Origin of the sequence: Ruminococcus gauvreauii (assembly GCF_025151995.1) — a bacterium.
Lineage (GTDB): Bacteria > Bacillota > Clostridia > Lachnospirales > Lachnospiraceae > Ruminococcus_G > Ruminococcus_G gauvreauii.
Genome location: NZ_CP102290.1, coordinates 2,829,969 through 2,848,279, shown reverse-complemented (window position 1 = coordinate 2,848,279; position 18,311 = coordinate 2,829,969). Strand labels below are relative to the sequence as shown.

General features: G+C 48.7%; 14 protein-coding genes. All 14 read right to left on the bottom strand.

Annotation, left to right across the window (positions count from 1 at the left end; translation table 11 throughout):
- Window positions 1–25: 25 nt before the first annotated feature.
- Complete coding sequence (locus NQ502_RS13595; RefSeq protein WP_028528200.1) at window positions 26–3,037, bottom strand: N-acetylmuramoyl-L-alanine amidase family protein; 3,012 nt, start codon at window positions 3,035–3,037, stop codon at window positions 26–28.
- A 243-nt stretch (window positions 3,038–3,280) separates the two neighbouring features.
- Window positions 3,281–3,673 (bottom strand): glycerol-3-phosphate cytidylyltransferase, encoded by a 393-nt coding sequence (gene tagD / locus NQ502_RS13590; RefSeq protein WP_028528199.1) that lies wholly within the window; start codon window positions 3,671–3,673, stop codon window positions 3,281–3,283.
- Between the two features lie 17 nt (window positions 3,674–3,690).
- Entirely contained in the window at window positions 3,691–4,425 is a 735-nt protein-coding gene (locus NQ502_RS13585) for an ABC transporter ATP-binding protein (protein WP_028528198.1), read from the bottom strand.
- Between the two features lie 3 nt (window positions 4,426–4,428).
- Window positions 4,429–5,208 carry an ABC transporter permease gene (locus NQ502_RS13580; protein ID WP_028528197.1) on the bottom strand — a complete coding sequence of 260 codons (780 nt, stop codon included), beginning with the start codon at window positions 5,206–5,208 and terminating at the stop codon, window positions 4,429–4,431.
- A gap of 105 nt (window positions 5,209–5,313) precedes the next feature.
- Window positions 5,314–6,714: a sugar transferase gene (locus NQ502_RS13575; protein WP_028528196.1), complete on the bottom strand. Its 1,401-nt coding sequence runs from the start codon at window positions 6,712–6,714 to the stop codon at window positions 5,314–5,316.
- A 244-nt stretch (window positions 6,715–6,958) separates the two neighbouring features.
- On the bottom strand, window positions 6,959–8,149 hold the full coding sequence (locus tag NQ502_RS13570) for a CDP-glycerol glycerophosphotransferase family protein (RefSeq protein ID WP_028528195.1): 1,191 nt from the start codon (window positions 8,147–8,149) through the stop codon (window positions 6,959–6,961).
- Entirely contained in the window at window positions 8,146–9,282 is a 1,137-nt protein-coding gene (locus NQ502_RS13565; RefSeq protein WP_049898088.1) for a glycosyltransferase family 4 protein, read from the bottom strand. Before NQ502_RS13565 ends, NQ502_RS13570 begins: the two co-directional genes overlap by 4 nt.
- A 1-nt stretch (window position 9,283) precedes the next feature.
- Complete coding sequence (locus NQ502_RS13560; RefSeq protein ID WP_049898087.1) at window positions 9,284–10,555, bottom strand: CDP-glycerol glycerophosphotransferase family protein; 1,272 nt, start codon at window positions 10,553–10,555, stop codon at window positions 9,284–9,286.
- A 12-nt stretch (window positions 10,556–10,567) separates the two neighbouring features.
- On the bottom strand, window positions 10,568–11,356 hold the full coding sequence (locus NQ502_RS13555) for a hypothetical protein (RefSeq protein WP_028528193.1): 789 nt from the start codon (window positions 11,354–11,356) through the stop codon (window positions 10,568–10,570).
- Between the two features lie 15 nt (window positions 11,357–11,371).
- On the bottom strand, window positions 11,372–12,409 hold the full coding sequence (locus tag NQ502_RS13550; RefSeq protein ID WP_028528192.1) for a DUF6077 domain-containing protein: 1,038 nt from the start codon (window positions 12,407–12,409) through the stop codon (window positions 11,372–11,374).
- Between the two features lie 11 nt (window positions 12,410–12,420).
- Window positions 12,421–14,172 carry an InlB B-repeat-containing protein gene (locus NQ502_RS13545; protein WP_049898086.1) on the bottom strand — a complete coding sequence of 584 codons (1,752 nt, stop codon included), beginning with the start codon at window positions 14,170–14,172 and terminating at the stop codon, window positions 12,421–12,423.
- Window positions 14,173–14,283: 111 nt separating this feature from the next.
- Window positions 14,284–15,834 (bottom strand): BCCT family transporter, encoded by a 1,551-nt coding sequence (locus NQ502_RS13540; RefSeq protein ID WP_044983135.1) that lies wholly within the window; start codon window positions 15,832–15,834, stop codon window positions 14,284–14,286.
- Window positions 15,824–17,677, bottom strand: a complete 1,854-nt coding sequence (locus tag NQ502_RS13535; protein ID WP_044983152.1) for a phosphotransferase — start codon at window positions 17,675–17,677, stop codon at window positions 15,824–15,826. Before NQ502_RS13535 ends, NQ502_RS13540 begins: the two co-directional genes overlap by 11 nt.
- A 219-nt stretch (window positions 17,678–17,896) precedes the next feature.
- Window positions 17,897–18,292: a GtrA family protein gene (locus NQ502_RS13530; RefSeq protein WP_242830253.1), complete on the bottom strand. Its 396-nt coding sequence runs from the start codon at window positions 18,290–18,292 to the stop codon at window positions 17,897–17,899.
- Window positions 18,293–18,311 lie beyond the last annotated feature (19 nt).

The window sequence follows — 18,311 nt, the reverse complement described above, 5'->3', positions numbered from 1 at the left end:
TTCCCACCTTTATGATCTGTTTTTGTTACTCTGTCTGCGGTTCTGTCATCACCGGTCCCTGTTCCCCGAAAGCCGTCTCTGTCTCCACCGGCACCGGGTCCGGCATTTGTTCCGGTGTCTCCTCCGGCGTCACAGAGTTCTCTGGTTCCGGCGATTCCTCCGGAGATGGACTCGCCTCCGGTTTGGGAATCTCTTCCTGTGCAGGCTGCATCTGCTCCATCGCCGCAGCAAGCGCCGCCTCCGCGGCATCAGTCTCCGCCTGGGTATAACCATCCCGGTAATTCTCCAGAATCACTTTTGCATCATCATATGCATGCTGCAATGTCTCCCAGGATTCCTCCGTATACAGGGCTGCAGTCTCATCATTATTCGGATACCGGGTCTCTTTCAGCGCCTTCTTCGCGGCCAGCCCCGAGACATCCGGTGCCCTCACCAGACTGTCAAGTGCGCTTCTGAGCGAAGATTCTGCGTCATCCAGCGCATCCTGACCCGCCTGCACATAATTCTCAAGCACTTCCTGCGCCTTCAGGTATGCCTCCGTCAGCGCCTGCCATGAGGGAATGCTGTAATCGGATTCATTTCCGTCCAGCACTGTCCGGGCATCATCCGCCGCCGCCCAAAGACCGGTTCGGTCAGGCAGTTCAATCCCGAGGATCGGGCTTTCTCCGTCTCCCGGTGAACCATATGCGGAATTCTTCGGGCGAAGCTGGATATGGACAGCCCCGATCTCACCGACCGCCTTCCCGGAACCGCTCGTCTGAACGCCCGCGGTTCCGCCGTTTACTGCCCATCCAAGCCAGCCGTAATCGACAACATACACCTGATAGTACAGGTCATACTGATCTTTGAGCGCTCCGGTCAGCCGCATCTCGATCGCCTGGATCCCGCCTCCGTTTATTCCGGATATACCGCTCATCTCTCCGTTTTTCTTCCAGGTTCCGTCTGCCGATGTATCCCATCCTGCTTCTCTCTGGCAGGTCCGGTACTCCAGGTTTCCGGCCGCCGGCTGTGATTTCAGTTTAAAGGCAGCCGACGCTATGCCATATTCCCCGGATTTCACCGCATTGTACTGCAGCATGGACTGTTCCTGTGCCCCGCTGCTGCTCACGTCCGTGGTCACACCCGTAATGTCAAAAAGAGCTCCTGTCTGACTGTGGAATGTATATACATAGTCGTCCCAGGTCTGAATGCTGCCTTTGATCTGTCTGCCGGCTGCCCCGGGGCCCCCGGCCACCTGGAAATAGTAAGTATTTCCGTCAATCGTGCGGAACCCTTTCGCAGCCTTACCGAGTACACCGGCTGTTCCCGAAGGCTCCAGGTAATACTCATGTGCACCAATCGTCTGCCACCCCAGCAGCATCTTTCCTCTGATCCCTCCGACAGTTCCTCCCTTAATGAAGTAATACTGTTCGTTGCCGACCGTCTGCCAGCCTGTCAGCAGTGTCCCTTTGACTCCGGCCTCTCCCGACGGATTCAGGTAATACGTCTTACCGTTTAACGTCAGCCATCCGGCGGCGGCACATCCCCGTACCCCGGCTGTCCCTGAAGGATTCAGATAATACGATTTTCCGCCGATCGTCTGCCAGCCTGTCAGCAGCATTCCCTTAGTCCAGCTGACATTGCCGGTCCTGTTGAGATAGAACATTTTGCCGCCGATATTCAGCCACCCTGTCAGCATCCGGCCCGCGGTGCCTTTTTCTCCCGCCATCTGCAGATAGTAGGTACGTCCCTTATACACCTGCCATCCCTTCATAACCTGACCGCAGTCGCCTCCCGCTCCGCTTTCTTTCAGATAGAATATTTTTCCTCCGATCGTCTGCCAGCCTGTCAGCATCTCACCGCTGTCCTTTTTAAAATAATACGTCTTTCCATCGATCACTTTCCAGTCTGTCAGCATAGCGCCCTGCCTGTAATACGCAGTGTCTTTGCGGTTAAGAAAATAATAGTTCCCCTTATATTTTATCCAGCCAGTTTTAGCCTTACCTGTCTTGTCAAAATAATACCACTTGCCGGATATTTTCTTCCAGCCGACTGCCGGGCGCCCTGCCGTATCCATGTAATACCGTCCGCCATCATACGTAAACCAGCCGCCTTTGATGCTTTTCGCGGAGCATGTATATCCCGCAGCTGTAAACTGCGAAACAATCGCCGCCTGTGCCGTCGAACAGGTGCTTTTCACATCAGTTCCCATACTGCGCAGCAGATTCTGAGTACCGCTGTCCATATTCGATACCGGCCCCGTAACCACGGCAGTCCCGGGTGCGAATTTTTTCAGAATATCGTCCGGATTATTCTGCCTGTATCCGTGATGGGGGAGTTTCAGAATATCAGTGTTCCCCAGTTTTTTATTGTTCAGCAGCCATCTTACGACTTCCGGAACTGCATCTCCCGTCAGCACGGTAGTTCTTCCGCAGGCATTTACTTTGATGATAATGGAATTGGAATTCTCATCCGGTATCTTTTTGCGAACCACCGTGTTATACAGTGTAAGCTTCATCTGACTGCCCAGTTTTATCTGCATGCCCTCCGTCAGGTTCTGAACCACTGTCACCCTATTATCGCGGGCGGCCCCCAGCAGCCCGTTATAAATATATGAATTGTCCCATCTTTTGTTGGTAGCGGACAGGTTGCTGTCTGAGTATTTCTTTAGATAAAGTTTCTTTGGTTTGAAATAATTGACGATCTCATCACCGCTGCCTATATGATCGCTGTGTGCATGTGTTCCAATATAAAAATCCAGATTTGACGATGTCACTCCTACAGACTTCATATAATAGATCACCTGCTGTTCAAATCCCTGATCTGTCACGATGCCGGTACGATATGGATACTTAAGATCATCACCCTGCGGATAGTCCCAGTCCTCGCCGGAATCTACAATCCCAAAACGACCGTTGTCTTCCAAGAGTATCGCATCCGTAGATCCCTTCAGCGCGATATAATGAATTCTTGCAGCCGCCTCCACTTTGGCAGATGCCCAAAATGTAATGCAGAGTACGACGACTGTACTCAGCATAAATTTAATCCTGCGTGACATAATTCACTCCTTAAATGTAACTGTTACCCTTAAATTATCAATTTCCCCGTTGTCTTCTATCCATACTATACACAGAAAAGCATGGTTTTACAAGCTGTAACCATCTCTCATACCTCTTAAACGTCCAAAGGCGGGCACCAAATCAAACCGTTTTTATAAAAACGGAATGTCAATGACCCACCTCTTAAAACAAAATAAATCTTTCTCCATAAACACAATCCGGAGTACATCATGTCCCCCCGCTTACTCTTTATTCAAATCACATTTGATCTGAGTCGTTGAGATCTCAGGCGTACGCGGCAGATATACAACATCACAGCAGTCTTTCAGAAAATCAAATTTTCCTTTCCAGTCATCTCCTATCACAAAGGTATCAATATGATATTCTTTCACATCAGACACTTTTTGCTCCCAGTTTTTCTCCGGTATCACAAGATCAACATAACGGATTGCCTCAAGCAGCTGTTTTCTCTCTTCATAAGTAAAGTAGCACTTCTTCTGCTTCATATTCCAGTTAAATTCATCCGTCGACAGCGCAACGATCAGGTAATCTCCCAACTGTTTTGCCCGTCTCAGAATATTGATATGCCCGTAATGCAGCAGGTCAAATGTACCGTACGTAATCACTCTCTTCATGATTCCTCCATTTTTTCCTATTGCATGAATTCTTCATATTTATCCATGACTTCCTGCGGATCTCCCAACATTTTGACCTCGCCTTCGTGCAGCCACAGCACGCTCGTGCAGAGCTCACGAATAGTATCCGAGCTGTGCGAGACAATGATAACGGTTCTGTCCTTATCCATGATCAGTTCTTTCATCTTCTGATAGCTTTTCTTTTTGAACTTTGCATCTCCAACACTTAAAACTTCATCAATCAGCATGATATCGGTCTCCAGTATCGCAGTGATGGAAAATGCCAGCTTCGAGTACATACCGCTTGAATATGTTTTGACCGGCATATCGATAAACTTCCCAAGTCCGGCAAACTCGATGATTTCACCCACCTTTGCCTTTACCTGGTCTTCTGAAAATCCCAGCAGCATTCCTGACAGATAGATATTCTCCCTGCCGCTCAGCGCCTTCTGAAATCCGACTCCGATCGCCAGGAGTGAGATTGAATACCCATGAAGGTCGATGCTGCCGGAATCAGCCGAGAAAATCCCGGCCAGCGCCCGTAGCATCGTAGATTTTCCGCTCCCATTCTTTCCGACGATACCCATGATATCACCTTTAGGGACTTTAAAAGAAACTCCCCGGACTGCCTCGAATACCTCTGCCTTACTTTTTTTCAGCTTAAAAAAACTTTTCTTTACAGAAAAGGACTTCAGACAGCGATAGCTGATCCGCAGATCCTTTACCTCGATCGCATATTCCTGCTCCTGCATACCCTAAACCACCTTTGCATAACCATTTTCATATCGATAGATAATCTTAACGCCAATCGCCGCGACAAGAATCCCCGCCACCAGCCACAGCGCGAATATTCTCATATCCGGCGTCTGTCCATACAGCAGACACTTTCGAAGCCCGTCCAGAATATAGGCAACCGGATTCAGCTTTAAGGCCCACTCCCCGTAAGGTGCCGGGAGCCTTGTATTGACCGAATAAAAGATACCGGTGACATAGAACAGGAGACGAAGAAGTATATTCACTATGTTGCTCATGTCTTCCACAAAAACCCCCAGATGCATGAAGACCGTCATCACAGCAAAGGTAATAACCATCAACAGGAATACCAGCGGAATTGCCAGGAGAATATTCCATGTCAGATCCACGCGGTATACCACCATCATGCACGCCACGATAACAAATGAAATCAGCATCTTAAACGCATCAACGCCCATCCTCGTGTACGCCAGCACGTACTTGGGCATATACACCTTGTCAATAATTGATTTGTTATTTTTTACCATCCTGACGCTGGCCTGTACACATTTATTAAAGAAAGTCCATGCAGTCAGTCCGACGAAAATAAAAGCCGTAAAATACGGTTCCCTTCCGTCAAAAACCACGCCAAAGATAAATGCATAAATCAGCATAAAACACAGTGGATCCAATATCCACCAGATCCAGTTCAGATAGGAGCTTGCTACTTCTGCTTTCAGCTGTGATTTTGCAGACCGGACGACGTAGCCGGCATATTTTTTTGTATCTCTAAAAAATTGCATTTCATACCATCCTCATACTATTCTTCCCATTCTTCATCAAGGCAAAGCAGCCTCATAAACGCAAATATACCACTTTTCAGATACAATGGCAAGAAAAAGTAACAATTACTGTCCTTTTACGTGTTCCTTGGTAATCAGCTCATCCAGCTGCTCTTTACTCAGTCCCTCGGTGCTTTCTTTCATGAACATTACTTTAACCGTCATAAATATCAGCTTCAGATCCAGCAGCAGAGAATAATTCTCAATATACATCAGATCCAGTTTCAGCTTGTCATACGCCGTCGTATTGTATTTTCCATAAACCTGGGCATACCCGGTCAGCCCGGCCTTTACTTTCAGCCTGTAGGAAAACTCCGGAATCGATGCCTCATATTTTTTTATGATCTCGGGACGCTCCGGTCTGGGACCCACGAGACTCATATCCCCCTTCAGGATATTGAAGAGCTGCGGAAGTTCATCCAGCCTTGTCGCCCGGATAAATTTCCCGACAGGAGTGATTCGGCTGTCATTCCTGGTTGCCAGTACAGCCACCCCGTTCTCTTCTGCATTCACGATCATGCTGCGAAACTTATAAACATGAAACTTCTTTCCGTTAACGGTCACACGTTCCTGTTTAAACAGCGCCGGCCCGCGGTCATACAGTTTTACCGCGATTGCCGTCAGCAGCATAAAAGGACTGGCCGCCACCAGCAATATCAACGACACCACAAAATCCATCCCGCGCTTCAGCAAACGCTGTTCAAAACTCAGTCCCTGATTTCTCGACAGAAACAGCGGTGTGTCAAACAGGTGTAATATCTCTGCATTCTTCAATATAATGTCCGATATCTTCGGTGTCGTATAGACCCGTATCCCCCTCTGATAGCAATACTTCAGCAGGTGGTTTCTGCTTTTCGCATGGATATCACACAGTATCACACCGTCGTATTTCAGGATCAGTTTCTCAACTTCTTCCATACGCCCCTGAATATTCACATGCTCACAGATATTGTATTTGTCGCGGCGCTCATACATTTTCCTCATCAGCGGCTGCGGAGGACGTTCCTCATAGACCAGCAGCATTTTCCGCGGCGGAAATGCCTTATAGTACAGCACATGAAATGCCTGGATAAACAGCACCGCGATCAGTATATCCACCGCAGTCATCCCCAGTGTAACCGTGATCAGCCATCTCAGTCGATAAAGCTTACCTGATATCAGCAGGATCTGAATCAGTACGATCACATGCATGGCAACGATCGAAAGTACCTGGGACAGGATAATACTGCTTTTCTTCATATATCCGATCTTAAGGCCTCCGAAGGCATTCAGAAACACAAGCAGCAGGATCAGATAAACCGCAATCATCAGCAGGTTTCCTTTGTTAAGATACGGCTTGCGCAGTTCCTGGTTATAAAAGCGATACCAGCAGACGGCAAAAACCGCCGTCTGAGCTGCCACAAGGATCATGGCAGACAGAAAACGCATAATTCGTTTGTATTGTTCAAAATCTTTTCTTTGGTTCATCTTTTCTCACCTGGTATCATATAATAGAGTCAGGGGCAAAAAGGTTTTGCCCCATGATACCTGCGGATTGCTGCGCACTGCGTGCTCCCGCAACCCGAAAAGCATTCGAAATCCGCCCTGTCCGGGCTGCTTTCTCATGTTTTACGTGTCTCAAAGTCATGCTGTTTCATGCAGGCATGAAACGCAGGACCTTTTGACCCTGGTATCATATAATTTTTTACATTATACTACATACGCTGTTTGTTTAAAAGGTTAATTTTTTGGCAACAGCATTCAGTACATTGTCCGTCCCATGTCCGCAGCTGTCCACAAACTCCTGCCTGAACCGCCGCGTCTGCTCGGCGGCAGCCTCATATGCGCCCTGTTCTTTCAGTCCTTTCAGCAGGCTCAGCAGCTCATCTTCCGTCACGCTGCCGCCCGGCAGCCATTTTCTGATATCAAAATACATTCCCCGCGCCGCCTCATACTGTTCATAGTCGTAAGCAAAGCAGACCATGGGCTTTTCCAGGATCGAATAGTCAAAAAACACGCTGGAATAATCGGATATCAGAATATCAGAAGCGATCATCAGTTCATTCAGAGATTCGTAATCTGACACATCACGTATGGCATTCGTATCCTCCGGCAGCTGCATGTTCCGCACGGCCTCGTAATGTGCCCGCACCAGAATGACGGTTTCCTCCCCCAGCGCCCTGAACCATTTTTCCCAGTGGACCGGAGGTGCAAATACACACTGCAGCGCCTCGTTCTTCTCATACTCACGGAAGGTCGGCGCATAGAGGATGACGCACTGTCCGGGGGCAATCCCCAGATTTTCCCTGCAGGCAGCGCGCTTCTCACGGGTCACCCAGGCCAGTTCATCATTGCGCGGAAGCCCCGTCACACGGCAGATCCCCGGCTTCAGCTCAAACACCCGGGTGAAGATTTCCATCTCGTAGGACGACTGTGTCGTAAAAAGATCCATATTCCATGTATTTTTGCTCTTAAATGAAACATTTTGTTCTTTCAGATCATTCCCCATCTTCTTGAGAGGGGTTCCATGCCACGTATTCACAAAAAACGTATGTTTTCCCACAAATCCAAGCCCTCTCTCCAGAGAGGAGTTTGTGATCCATACCCTCGCCTTAAGTGCCGTCAGAAAATACGGTAATGTATCCGACTTGATTTTCTCACCGTTTTTCACTGTGAATTTCTCCGGTTCCTGAAACGCCCACACAAAGCGAAAGCCGGCAAACCGCGGGTCACGGCACATCGCTTCATAGATGGCTCTCGGACTGTCGTTAAACGACTTACCGCCGAAGCTGTTGAACAGGATCAGCCGCTCATCCGTTCTGACAAACAGTTTCAGGAAATTTAAAAGCCCGGTCCCCAGATAGTAATACAGGTCATATACCGGTCTGCAGTATTTAATAAACGACATCAGTTTTCTTTTCATCTTAAAACCTCATCATAGATTCGGCTCATCACCTTTTCCACCTCACACGTATCATACCTGACGACCGCTCTCTGATTATAAGCTCCCATTCTCCTGCAGCACTCGGGATCCCTCTTCAGGCGCCTGATCCCCTCTGCAAATTCATCAGGATCTTTCGCGCTGACCAGAATACCGCCGCGCCCTTCCTCGATCAGATCCACATTGCCCCTGATACGCGAGACGAGAGCGGGCAGGCCTTTCGCCATAGACTCCATGAGCGCCACCGACAGGCCTTCGCGCCGCGAGGGAAACACAAACAGATCTGCCGCTTCATAAAGCTGTGCCACATCATTGCGGTATCCCAGCATCGACACACAGTCTGAAAGCCCTTTGTCTGCAATTTCTGCTGCGAGCCTGTCCCGCAGGCATCCCTTTCCGCAGATCAGATACCGTATGCCCGTCCGGTCCATCTTCTGCAGCGCCTCAAGGACAGCCATGTGATTTTTATTGGCATCCAGTTCCCCCACCGAGAGCAGACAAAAATCACCCGGCTCTACCCCCAGTGATCTGCGGAACGCCTCACGGTCCGCAAGTTTCCGCTCTCGGGCAGCAGACAGGTTGATCCCCACGCCCGGAATGCGCACAACCTTTCCCGCATGAAAGCTGCGTGCGCGCTGATAGTCTTCACGGTTGATCGTTATCTGTACGTCTGTCCACCGTGACAGCAGACGTTCTACCGGGTAATAGATCATCCAGTTTATAAGCGGCGCCCCCTTAAAAAAATGGAATCCGTGCGCCGTATAGATAATCTTCATTCCCCGCTTCCGGTACTTCCTTCCGGCAAGACGCGCCATGGCTCCGCCCATCGGCGTATGGCAGTGAATGAGCTCAAAATGTTCCGATGCCAGAAGCTCCTGGAGCATGCGGTACGCATGAAAATTCTTGATTTTGAACGGAGAGCGCTCAAACGGGATCTGATGGCAGATCACTCCTGAGCCCTTCAGCCTTGTTCCGCTGCTTCCGTAGGAAGACTGTGTAAAATCAGCCGCATAATGGACCTCATATCCGATACTCTGCAGATACTGCACATTTTTCATCTCAAACTGCGGTATAAAATCCCCCACATGCGTCACCAGCAATACTTTCTTCATCATCTTATCCCCTTCTGCCCGTCCCGCACAGCGCATGAAGCCGGTCGATCACCGCCCTGCTCGTGTGCGGACCGTCCAGATAATTAAACTTCTCATGGAATGTCTGATACCGTTCATCGTATGCAAACTCACTGTATGCCCTCCTTACGGCACGGTACAGCTCCTCTTCCGTCCTCACAATGTCACCCGGAAGTTCTCTGATATCCAGATAGAAATCTCTTATATTTTTCTGGTAAGCTTCCAGGTCATACATGAAAAACAGCACCGGGCGTTTCAGGTTGGCATAGTCAAAAAACACGCTGGAATAGTCCGTGATCAGCAGGTCACTGACGAGGTACAGTTCATTGATATTATCCCAGCGGGCAGCATCGATGACGATCCCTTTCCACGGCTTCAGGTCCACCTGTTCCGTAACGAAATAATGGGTGCGGAACAGCATAACATACTCGTCCCCCAGCTCCCGGCAAAAGTTTTCCAGTTCAAATCCCATGGTAAATGCACATCCGTCCTGTGTGTGCTGGTCGTCTCTGAAAGTCGGGGCATACAGGATCACCTTCTTATCCCCCGGAATTCCCAGCCTCCTCCGTATCTCAGCCTCTTTTGCAGTATCCGGCTGAAACAGTTCATCGTTCCTTGGATACCCAAGCTCCAATACCTTTCTGCGTTTGTCCTCCTCACTAAGCCCAAATGCCGACGCAATTTTTTCGGTGTAAAAAGAAGAGGGAGACAAAAAATACGTCACCCGTCCGCCCTCTTTCTGATAGTCCTTTTTTATCTCTGCAGAGGAGAGCACATTGTTCCCCTCCACCATGATGTCACACCCCAGCCTCTTCAGCGGCGTTCCGTGCCACGTCTGCAGAAAACACTGATCGTTCCCCGGAACAAGGCAGTGCCGTGTCCTTGAATTGACGATCCAGAATTTTGCCCGCGCAAAGGCCTCATAGTATTCCCGTGTCCCCAGCTTCACGATCGTTGTATTTGGATTTTCCAGAATCCAGGAATACTTTTCCGGTTCCCTGAATACCCAGATGAAACGGTATCCCTCGCCGGCCTCCTTTTTCAGCAGCTCTTCATAGATTGCTCTCGGACTGCAGGCATACTGCCTTCCCTGATAAGATTCAAACACATAAAGCTTCTCATCCGTCCTGCAACGTGCGCGGATCATCTTATATTCCGCATTCCATACCGCTCTCCCTGCCGTCCTTGCAGCGCGCCGCAGCAGTGCATTTTTTTTAATCATTCGGTACAACGCCGATTTCAATCCTGACATTTCCATATTCCTTTCTCCTTAGTCCTCCGGATTCAGACGGTAGACACGGTGTCCCTTGACATCACCTACCGCCACATAGCCCATCGCTTCAAAGTCATCCCGGGTCTGTCCGGTACGGTCCCATACGAAATAATTGATCCCCTCCTCACGAAGCAGGTGGTTGATCGTTTCCGCATCAGCCTCATCACTGCTCATCTGCGAGAAAATGCCTGCCTGTGTCTGCGTCAAATCCTCACGCCGGAACGCGTTCCTGCCGTACGGCATATAGAACGACGCGTCATACTGCCGGATATAACACACAAGATTATTCGGCACCACAACATGCACCTCATTGATCCCCTGCTCCATGGCATCAGCTTTGATCAGCCTGCAGACGGATACCGTAGGTGACGGAAGCTTATAGAGATCTGTCTTTGCCGTATAATGTCCCTGAAAATAGACACAGGTCCCCGTAACGCCGATAACTGTCACCATAACGGCCAGCAGAACCGCCTGTATCCCTTTTGACCGGAACCTGGATAAAAACAGGGCGCCTGCATAGGCGATGATCAGAACCGACGGCAGGATCCAGAACATTCTCCAGTAAACGGACCGTCCGATAAAATACTTCATGATCAGATCTGCCGTATAAGGGCAGAGATACAATCCCGTAAACAACAGGGAAAACACGATGAAAATTACATTCTCTTTCTTCTTTTTTATGGTCAGAAGCAGATAAAGCAGTGCAACCGCCAGTAAAATAATGTGCCAGCTGCCGTTCGTATATTTCTCAAACATCTCCAGCACTGTCGTCCATGTTTTCTGCATGCTCATTCTCCGTAATTATTTGATGATCAGATAGATTACCGAATATACGATATTCGGAATACAACACAAAAAGCTGAATAAGATAATCTTTCCATTCCAGAATCTCACGGCGCTGACAACCGCCAGCAGGCCGAGCACCACTGCCCCCAGCATGATTCCCATCGATGAGACAAGGCAGCAGGCCAGCATCAGCGCCCCCAGCATGATATAGTCCAGCGGATGATGATTCTTTCCATAGGCCCGAAGCCCGTAATAGAACACCCCCGGAAGCAGCGCCCCTGCCAGTACGGCTTTTCCCTGCCAGACACGGATCAGCAGAAACGTTCCCTGCGTATACACGGAATATCCGGAGAAGATATAAACTGCAGCAGCCAGGATCAGAAAATACCCCACCGCCTCCTTTTTATCTCCGAACAGCCTTCTGCCAAGCATCGCATAGATCATGTAGGCAAAAGGAATGAAAACAATCGGAAAGATGGTATGTGCGATAATCGTTACATGTACACCGGTAATCGCACCGATGACCGCTACAAAAACAGGAAACGGAGAAAGTACATAACGGGACGGCAGCTCATCATACGTCTCCCCGGTATACGGATCCACTTCAAACATGGAATCCGTCTCCACCGCCGCTGCCGCAGCTCCCACGTAGAAAGAATCATCATCATCCACATGCTGCCCCACCGCGAGCACGGCAGCCTGCAGCACAATGATCAGGACTGCGGCCCATGACTGCCACGGCAATGCTGCTGCCCGTTTAAAGAATGATACCAGCATCTTTCCATAAAAAGTCACGTTCAGAATCAGCGACAACACGCACAAAACGGCAATTACTCCGCCGTATATGCGGAGCATCACCGTCAATGTCGTGTGCATAAAAATCATGGGAACCGCCAGCAGCTCGCATAAAGCCATCATAACAATGATTCCTGAACAATAGTTCAGGATCAGCGAATCCCTTTCTTCCCTTGCAAATTTGGTATACAGCATGCCGAGCATCATGGGGACGATCCCCATGAGTAAAATCAGCATGCCAATCTGAGAAAGTGTCATATTCCCGTCCTCTATTCTTCTGGATCCTCTTCCGGTTCCGGATACTCGACCCGGTTCTCAATGCGGAGAACCTCAAGCTCTGCCCTGCGTTTTTTCTTCTTCTGGAATCGTTTTACACTTAAAACCACATAGCTTGCTCCGACAGCTGCAAGTGCTGCACAGAGCACCCACAGAAAGACTGTGTATTTCCATACATAAATCACCTGAATATCATGCGGTCTCTGGATATTTGCAAATGTAAATTCTTCATCATTCACGATGTGTTTTACCTTCACACCATCCACATAGATATTCTTCAATACATAGTCTTTTGCCGGTTTAAAGGAAACCGTATAGTTTTCATCGCTGTAAACACGGCTCGCTTTCTTCGAAACGGTGCCGTTTTTAGCCTCAGCCGTCACCATATACGCAGGAATCTCTTTAAATGTTACAGAGACGCTGTGCGGAGTCTTAATCTTTTTAAACGTAACCGATGTCTGATCTTTATCCGGCACCGCATCTTTTCCGTCGACAACCAGTTTATCAATCTCATAATGCTCATCCGGCGCAAACTCCACTGTGACGTCCTTATCGCGGTAGATCAGCTGTTTTTCATCAATCGTTCCGTTTACAGCATCCGTCTCAATTTCGAACTTCGGAATTTCCGTGCAGATGACGTTAATCCTGTGGTCCCTCGTCAAACTCGAAAACAGATAGGACTCTTTATACTCCCTGACCGTCACCGGCTGATCGTCAACCGTGATCTCTTTTACCTCATAATTTTCAATCGGCTGATACTCTATCGTGTAATCGCTGCCAAGATCGATGCCCTCCGCCGATTCGGTGATCGTACCGTTTTCGATAGATGTTTCTATATTATATGCCATGGGCAGCGTCGCCCCATACAGCGCGATCCTGCGGGGATTCCTGATGGCGCAGCCCAGCACAAAACTTCCCGGTGATAACTCCGAGATTGATTCAGCCTCCACGATCTCTGAATCGGACGCCAGCGACAGCTGATACTGTCCCAGCAGCTGCTGCTCCTTTCTGGAGTATACCTGGACCGTCCCGTTGTATTTTGTATTCTTGTTATACGGAATACTGATGATATCATCTCCGCAGACACACAGATCCTGAAACGTACCTGCACCACCGAGATCGATCATGTCGCCAAGTTCATTGGTAATATTAAAATCCAGATCAGCTTCGACGAACCCAAATCCGCCGTCTCCGCTTTTTTGAATCAGATAATTATTATTAGTGAGGCTGAAATCAATCGCCTGAACATTCCAGTCATCTGAAATTTTAACCTTGCGTTTGAATTTCAGCGTGTCCGCATCAACGATAAAAAGACAGCCTTTATTCTCAGGACTCAGATTTCTTCCTCCTGCGATCACAAGTTCCCGTGTATAGGGATTATACGCCATTCCATTCCCATGCTCATAATCCATCTCCGTGACAGATTTTGCATAGCTGTAAGGGCGCACCTCGTTTCCGTTCTCATCCGTACTTCCCTTATAAAAAGCCACAAGGGTATCCGGCTCCGGAGCCGCGTTTGATGCATTGATCAGGCATACCACATACTTGTCCGTACTGCACATAGCCTGAAGATTCGCCGTGTTATTCCCAATCTCATATTCTGTAAGCAGTGTCCACTCAGAATTCTGAAGGGCATCTGAGGATTTCAGATCCGCCCGGCATTCTACCGCACTGCACAGAAAAAGGACTGCCAGAAAACACAGTGCTTTCAGCAATTTTCCGTATTTTTTTCTAGTTTGTACCATAACCCTGAATTATATATACTCCTGTCCCGAAAATTTTATCCCCTCAAATAAAATTCCATATAATCAGCGTTATTATAACACAAGTCAAAGGCAGATGCAAAAAAATGCGGCTTATTTTTCCATATCTTCCTTACGAATCTTCCAATGCCCTCTCAGCTCCCTGAAAAATCCCCATACGATCAAAATCATGATGATTCCGAGCGGAAACGCCGCAATGATGGATATCGTCTGCAGGTTGGAGAGCGTACTCTCCGAAAACAGCAGTGCGATCGGCAGCAGGAGAAAGACACAGGACCAGAACGCCCGCAGTTTCTTGCGTGGTTCTTTCTCTCCCGTCAGATCCTTTTCCGAGTATCCCGCCACCACCAGTGTAATGGCGTCAAATGTGCTGGCATAAAATGCGATCATTGCGAGTATCAAAACCACCAGCGCAATCCTGGTGACAGGAAGCTGATCAAAAACTTTTAATATCACTTCAGCCGGAGAAGCCCCTCCTGCAAGCATGCCTGCCAGATCGGCTTTTCCCGTTGTCTGTACATGCAGTCCAAAACCGCCGAACACGATAAATGACAGATAGGTCCCCAGGAGTCCGCAGGACAGCCCTCCGAGAATCGTCTGTTTGATCGTGCGCCCCTCCGATATCCTCGCAATAAAGAACGGTGTCGCCACAAACCATGCGATCCAGTATGCCCAGTAAAAGATCGTCCAGTCCTGTGGAAAGCCTGTCCCGCCGCTCCCCGACAGCCTCAGAGGATCCATCCAGGTGGACATGTGAAAGAAATTATTGACAACGTTTCCGATCGCAGAAATTCCCGTCTCGATAATATAGATCTTTGGTCCAAAGAGAAAGAATATCCCGAGCAGCACCGCGAATATTACAACGCAGATGGTTGCCAGATGCGAAATCGCTTTCATCCCTTTCATAACGGCAAAGATAAATACCACGCCGATTACCAGCAGAATAATGATGGATGTGATCTCCGAAGTCTCCACACTGAACACACGGCCGATCGCCGCAGACAGAAGCGGCGTCGCCAGTGAGAATGTGGTAGCCGTCCCGGCAAGAAGACCCACCACGGCGATCATATCAATGACACGCCCCGGTAATTTATCGGACCGCTGCTTTAAGATTGGCCGGCATGCCTCCGACAGAGTCTGGCGCTTTCTGTTTTTTACAAACATCATATATGCGTAGGCACATGCCGGCAATATGTAGAACCCCCAGGGGATTGGGCCCCAGTGGAACAGCGGATACGCAGACGCCCAGTCCTGCCGCTGTGCCAGCGTCATATTCTCCATCGCAAACGGCGTTGCCGTATAGTAGTAGCACCACTCGATGAGCGACCAGTACAGGATATCCGCCGCCATCGTGGAAGTAAAGATCATGGCTCCCCAGCTGAATGTACTGTACCGCGGCTTCTCCGTATTGCCCAGCCGGATGGATCCATATCTGGAGAAAGCCAGCCCGACGGCAATCAGGATGATCGCAAGTCCCAGTATGATATAAAAGAACCCCAGTTCATTCACAAATATATTTTTCAAAAATCCCACGACACTCTGCGCCCGCTCAGGAAAGCACATCAGCAGTGCGGACAGCGCCGCGATCACAACCAGTGGTACGATGGTGATCCCCCAGTCAATTCTACGGTTTTTATCTTCCATAACGTTTTTGATACTCCTCTCTCAGCTGTTCTGCCCTTTTCAGGCGATCCGTCCCATAAGTTCCAAAATCTTCCCCTTCTCTTTCCTTCAACACTGTCCAGGCGCTCCACAGGATATCCTGGCTAATTTTAAAAATCAGGATTTTTTCCAGTTCTCCCGGTTTAGCTTTCCTCCTGAAATAATGGTAAAGCAGCAGTTCCTCTTCGTCCTCTGTAAATTCGCACTCCAGCAGATGAGACGCCAGATCCCACATCGGATCATTATAACCCGAATATTCCCAGTCGATCAGATACATCCTTCCGTCTTTGTCAAGCACAAGGTTCTCAGGCACAAGGTCATTATGGCAAGGCTTCCTGTCAATGCCGATCTGCTGCAGCCGTTCCTGCAGTGTATAGAAAAAGTCGTCCATCTCCTCAAACCCCTGATACCAGACGGCGCCGCTCTTTGCAATCATTCGTTTGTATTTCTCATACTCTTCCAGCACGGAGAAGGACCCATACAGCTTCATCCCCGAATGGTGCAGCGTGCGCAGGATTCCTGTAGTCTTTCTGATCATCTCTTCCAACCGTGCCGTCTTTCCATTTAAAGTCACAGCGCCCTGGATACATTCTGTCACCTTTACACCGGAATCTGCATGAAAGTAAACATTTACCGGGTTGATACCCGCTGCAGATGCAAGCGCACTGTTGTGCTGTTCATTTTTCCTGTTGATCATCTCCTCCGTGCATGCCCCCGGTATCCGCAGAATATATTCCCGGCCATGAACGCGCACAAAGAAATTAGTATTCGTCATACCGCCCCCGATGCGGACTTCTTCGATCTCCCCATCGTCAAGCTTCATACAGTGTTTCAGTGTCTCCCTCGCCCTGTTTTCTTTCTCCAGACGTTCGCGCTTTACGATCCTCGGATAAATTCGGTTCCTTGCCATATCGTAGAGACTCTGATTTTCAATGACCGTCCATGCAAGATCGTCCAGGAATATTCCCTGAATCTTATACAGGCGTCCGATCGACTCGAGAACGTACTCATAATTCAGCATCGGATTCGTATTATCACGGAAATATTCCAGCATCTTCTGAAACAGACGCAGCGTGATCCTGCTGATTCCCAGCATTTCTCCGTCGATGTGATTCATCTGTCGGATATCCTTGGATATTCTGAAGACCGTATGGTCTTTTCCAAGTTCCACATACGCCTCATCGCTGGAACCGCTTGGAACCGTCATAAGTACACAGTTCGGCACCGGCTGATTCATCAGCGCAGTCACCGCCTTTTCCTCAAAGACCTGGTTGCTCTCCACCAGCAGAAAATCTTCCTCCACAAACTCAGCCGCGAGCGAAAGTGACTCCATGGTTCCTGTCCATTTATACCGTGGATTGCTGATCAGCGTGACATTCCGTTTTTCAAAATACGACTGGTACTGTTCTTCCATGGCGCCTGTTACGATGCAGACGCGTTCAATTCCATTCTGGGTCAGAATGTGCAGAATCCTGTCGATAACTGCCGCACCGTTTAGTCTCAGAAGCCCTACTGGACAGGGAAATGACGGATTGTCCCCCGCTGCCAGGATAACCGCCGTTCTGACCCTATCCGTCCCGGCCCCGATCCTCAGCTTCACATTCTGCTGGCCCTCCTTCAGAGCTGCCAGATAGGATTCTCCCCGTTCCGTCAGATAATATCGTTTTCCCGACTTTAACAGATAATCTGCCTGCTCCATTTCCTTCAACAACGCATTGACCGTCCCGAGTGACATCCCAGTATCACCCGCCAGTCCCCGCTGATTCTGAAATTCATGATGATTCATCCAGTTCAGTATTTTTTCAAATTTTTCCGTTTTATTCATAAGATTACCCCGATGTTCATTTTTTGAACATATTTTATTATACGGATTGAACATAAAAATGTCAAGCCTACCTTTACGCACGACACATCTGAGAAGTTTTTATTGACACGTTTCGTGATATGCGTTACAGCCAGTAGTGACACGCATAGTGTCTATTTAATCCGGCATCTATTACAATTCTTTACGGATAATCCACAGAGCAAAGAGGATCAGAACTGTTCACTCACAGTTCTGATCCTCAACACTCTTTTTAAAAATTAAAAGTTTACTCGCCACATAATTAATCACGATCACCAACGCATTGGATATCACCTTCATGATCATGTCATTCCACCCGAAACGTTCCACACAAATGTACATGACGGCAAGATCGAGCACCCCCGTCAGCAGCCTGCATGTAAAAAAAGATGCAAGCTCCCGTATCATCAGGCTCTTCTCAAATGACCTGCTCTCAAACACAAAGAGCTTATTGGTAATATAGGCGAACAACACGGCGGCAGCCCATGCTGCCGCCGTGCTGCCTGCCGTCCCCATCTTCAGCATCCGCGCACAGAGGTAATATACGATAATATTGACCGCCGTTGTACATACGCCGAAGAAAAGATAACTGATCACACTTTTATATCTGTTCCAC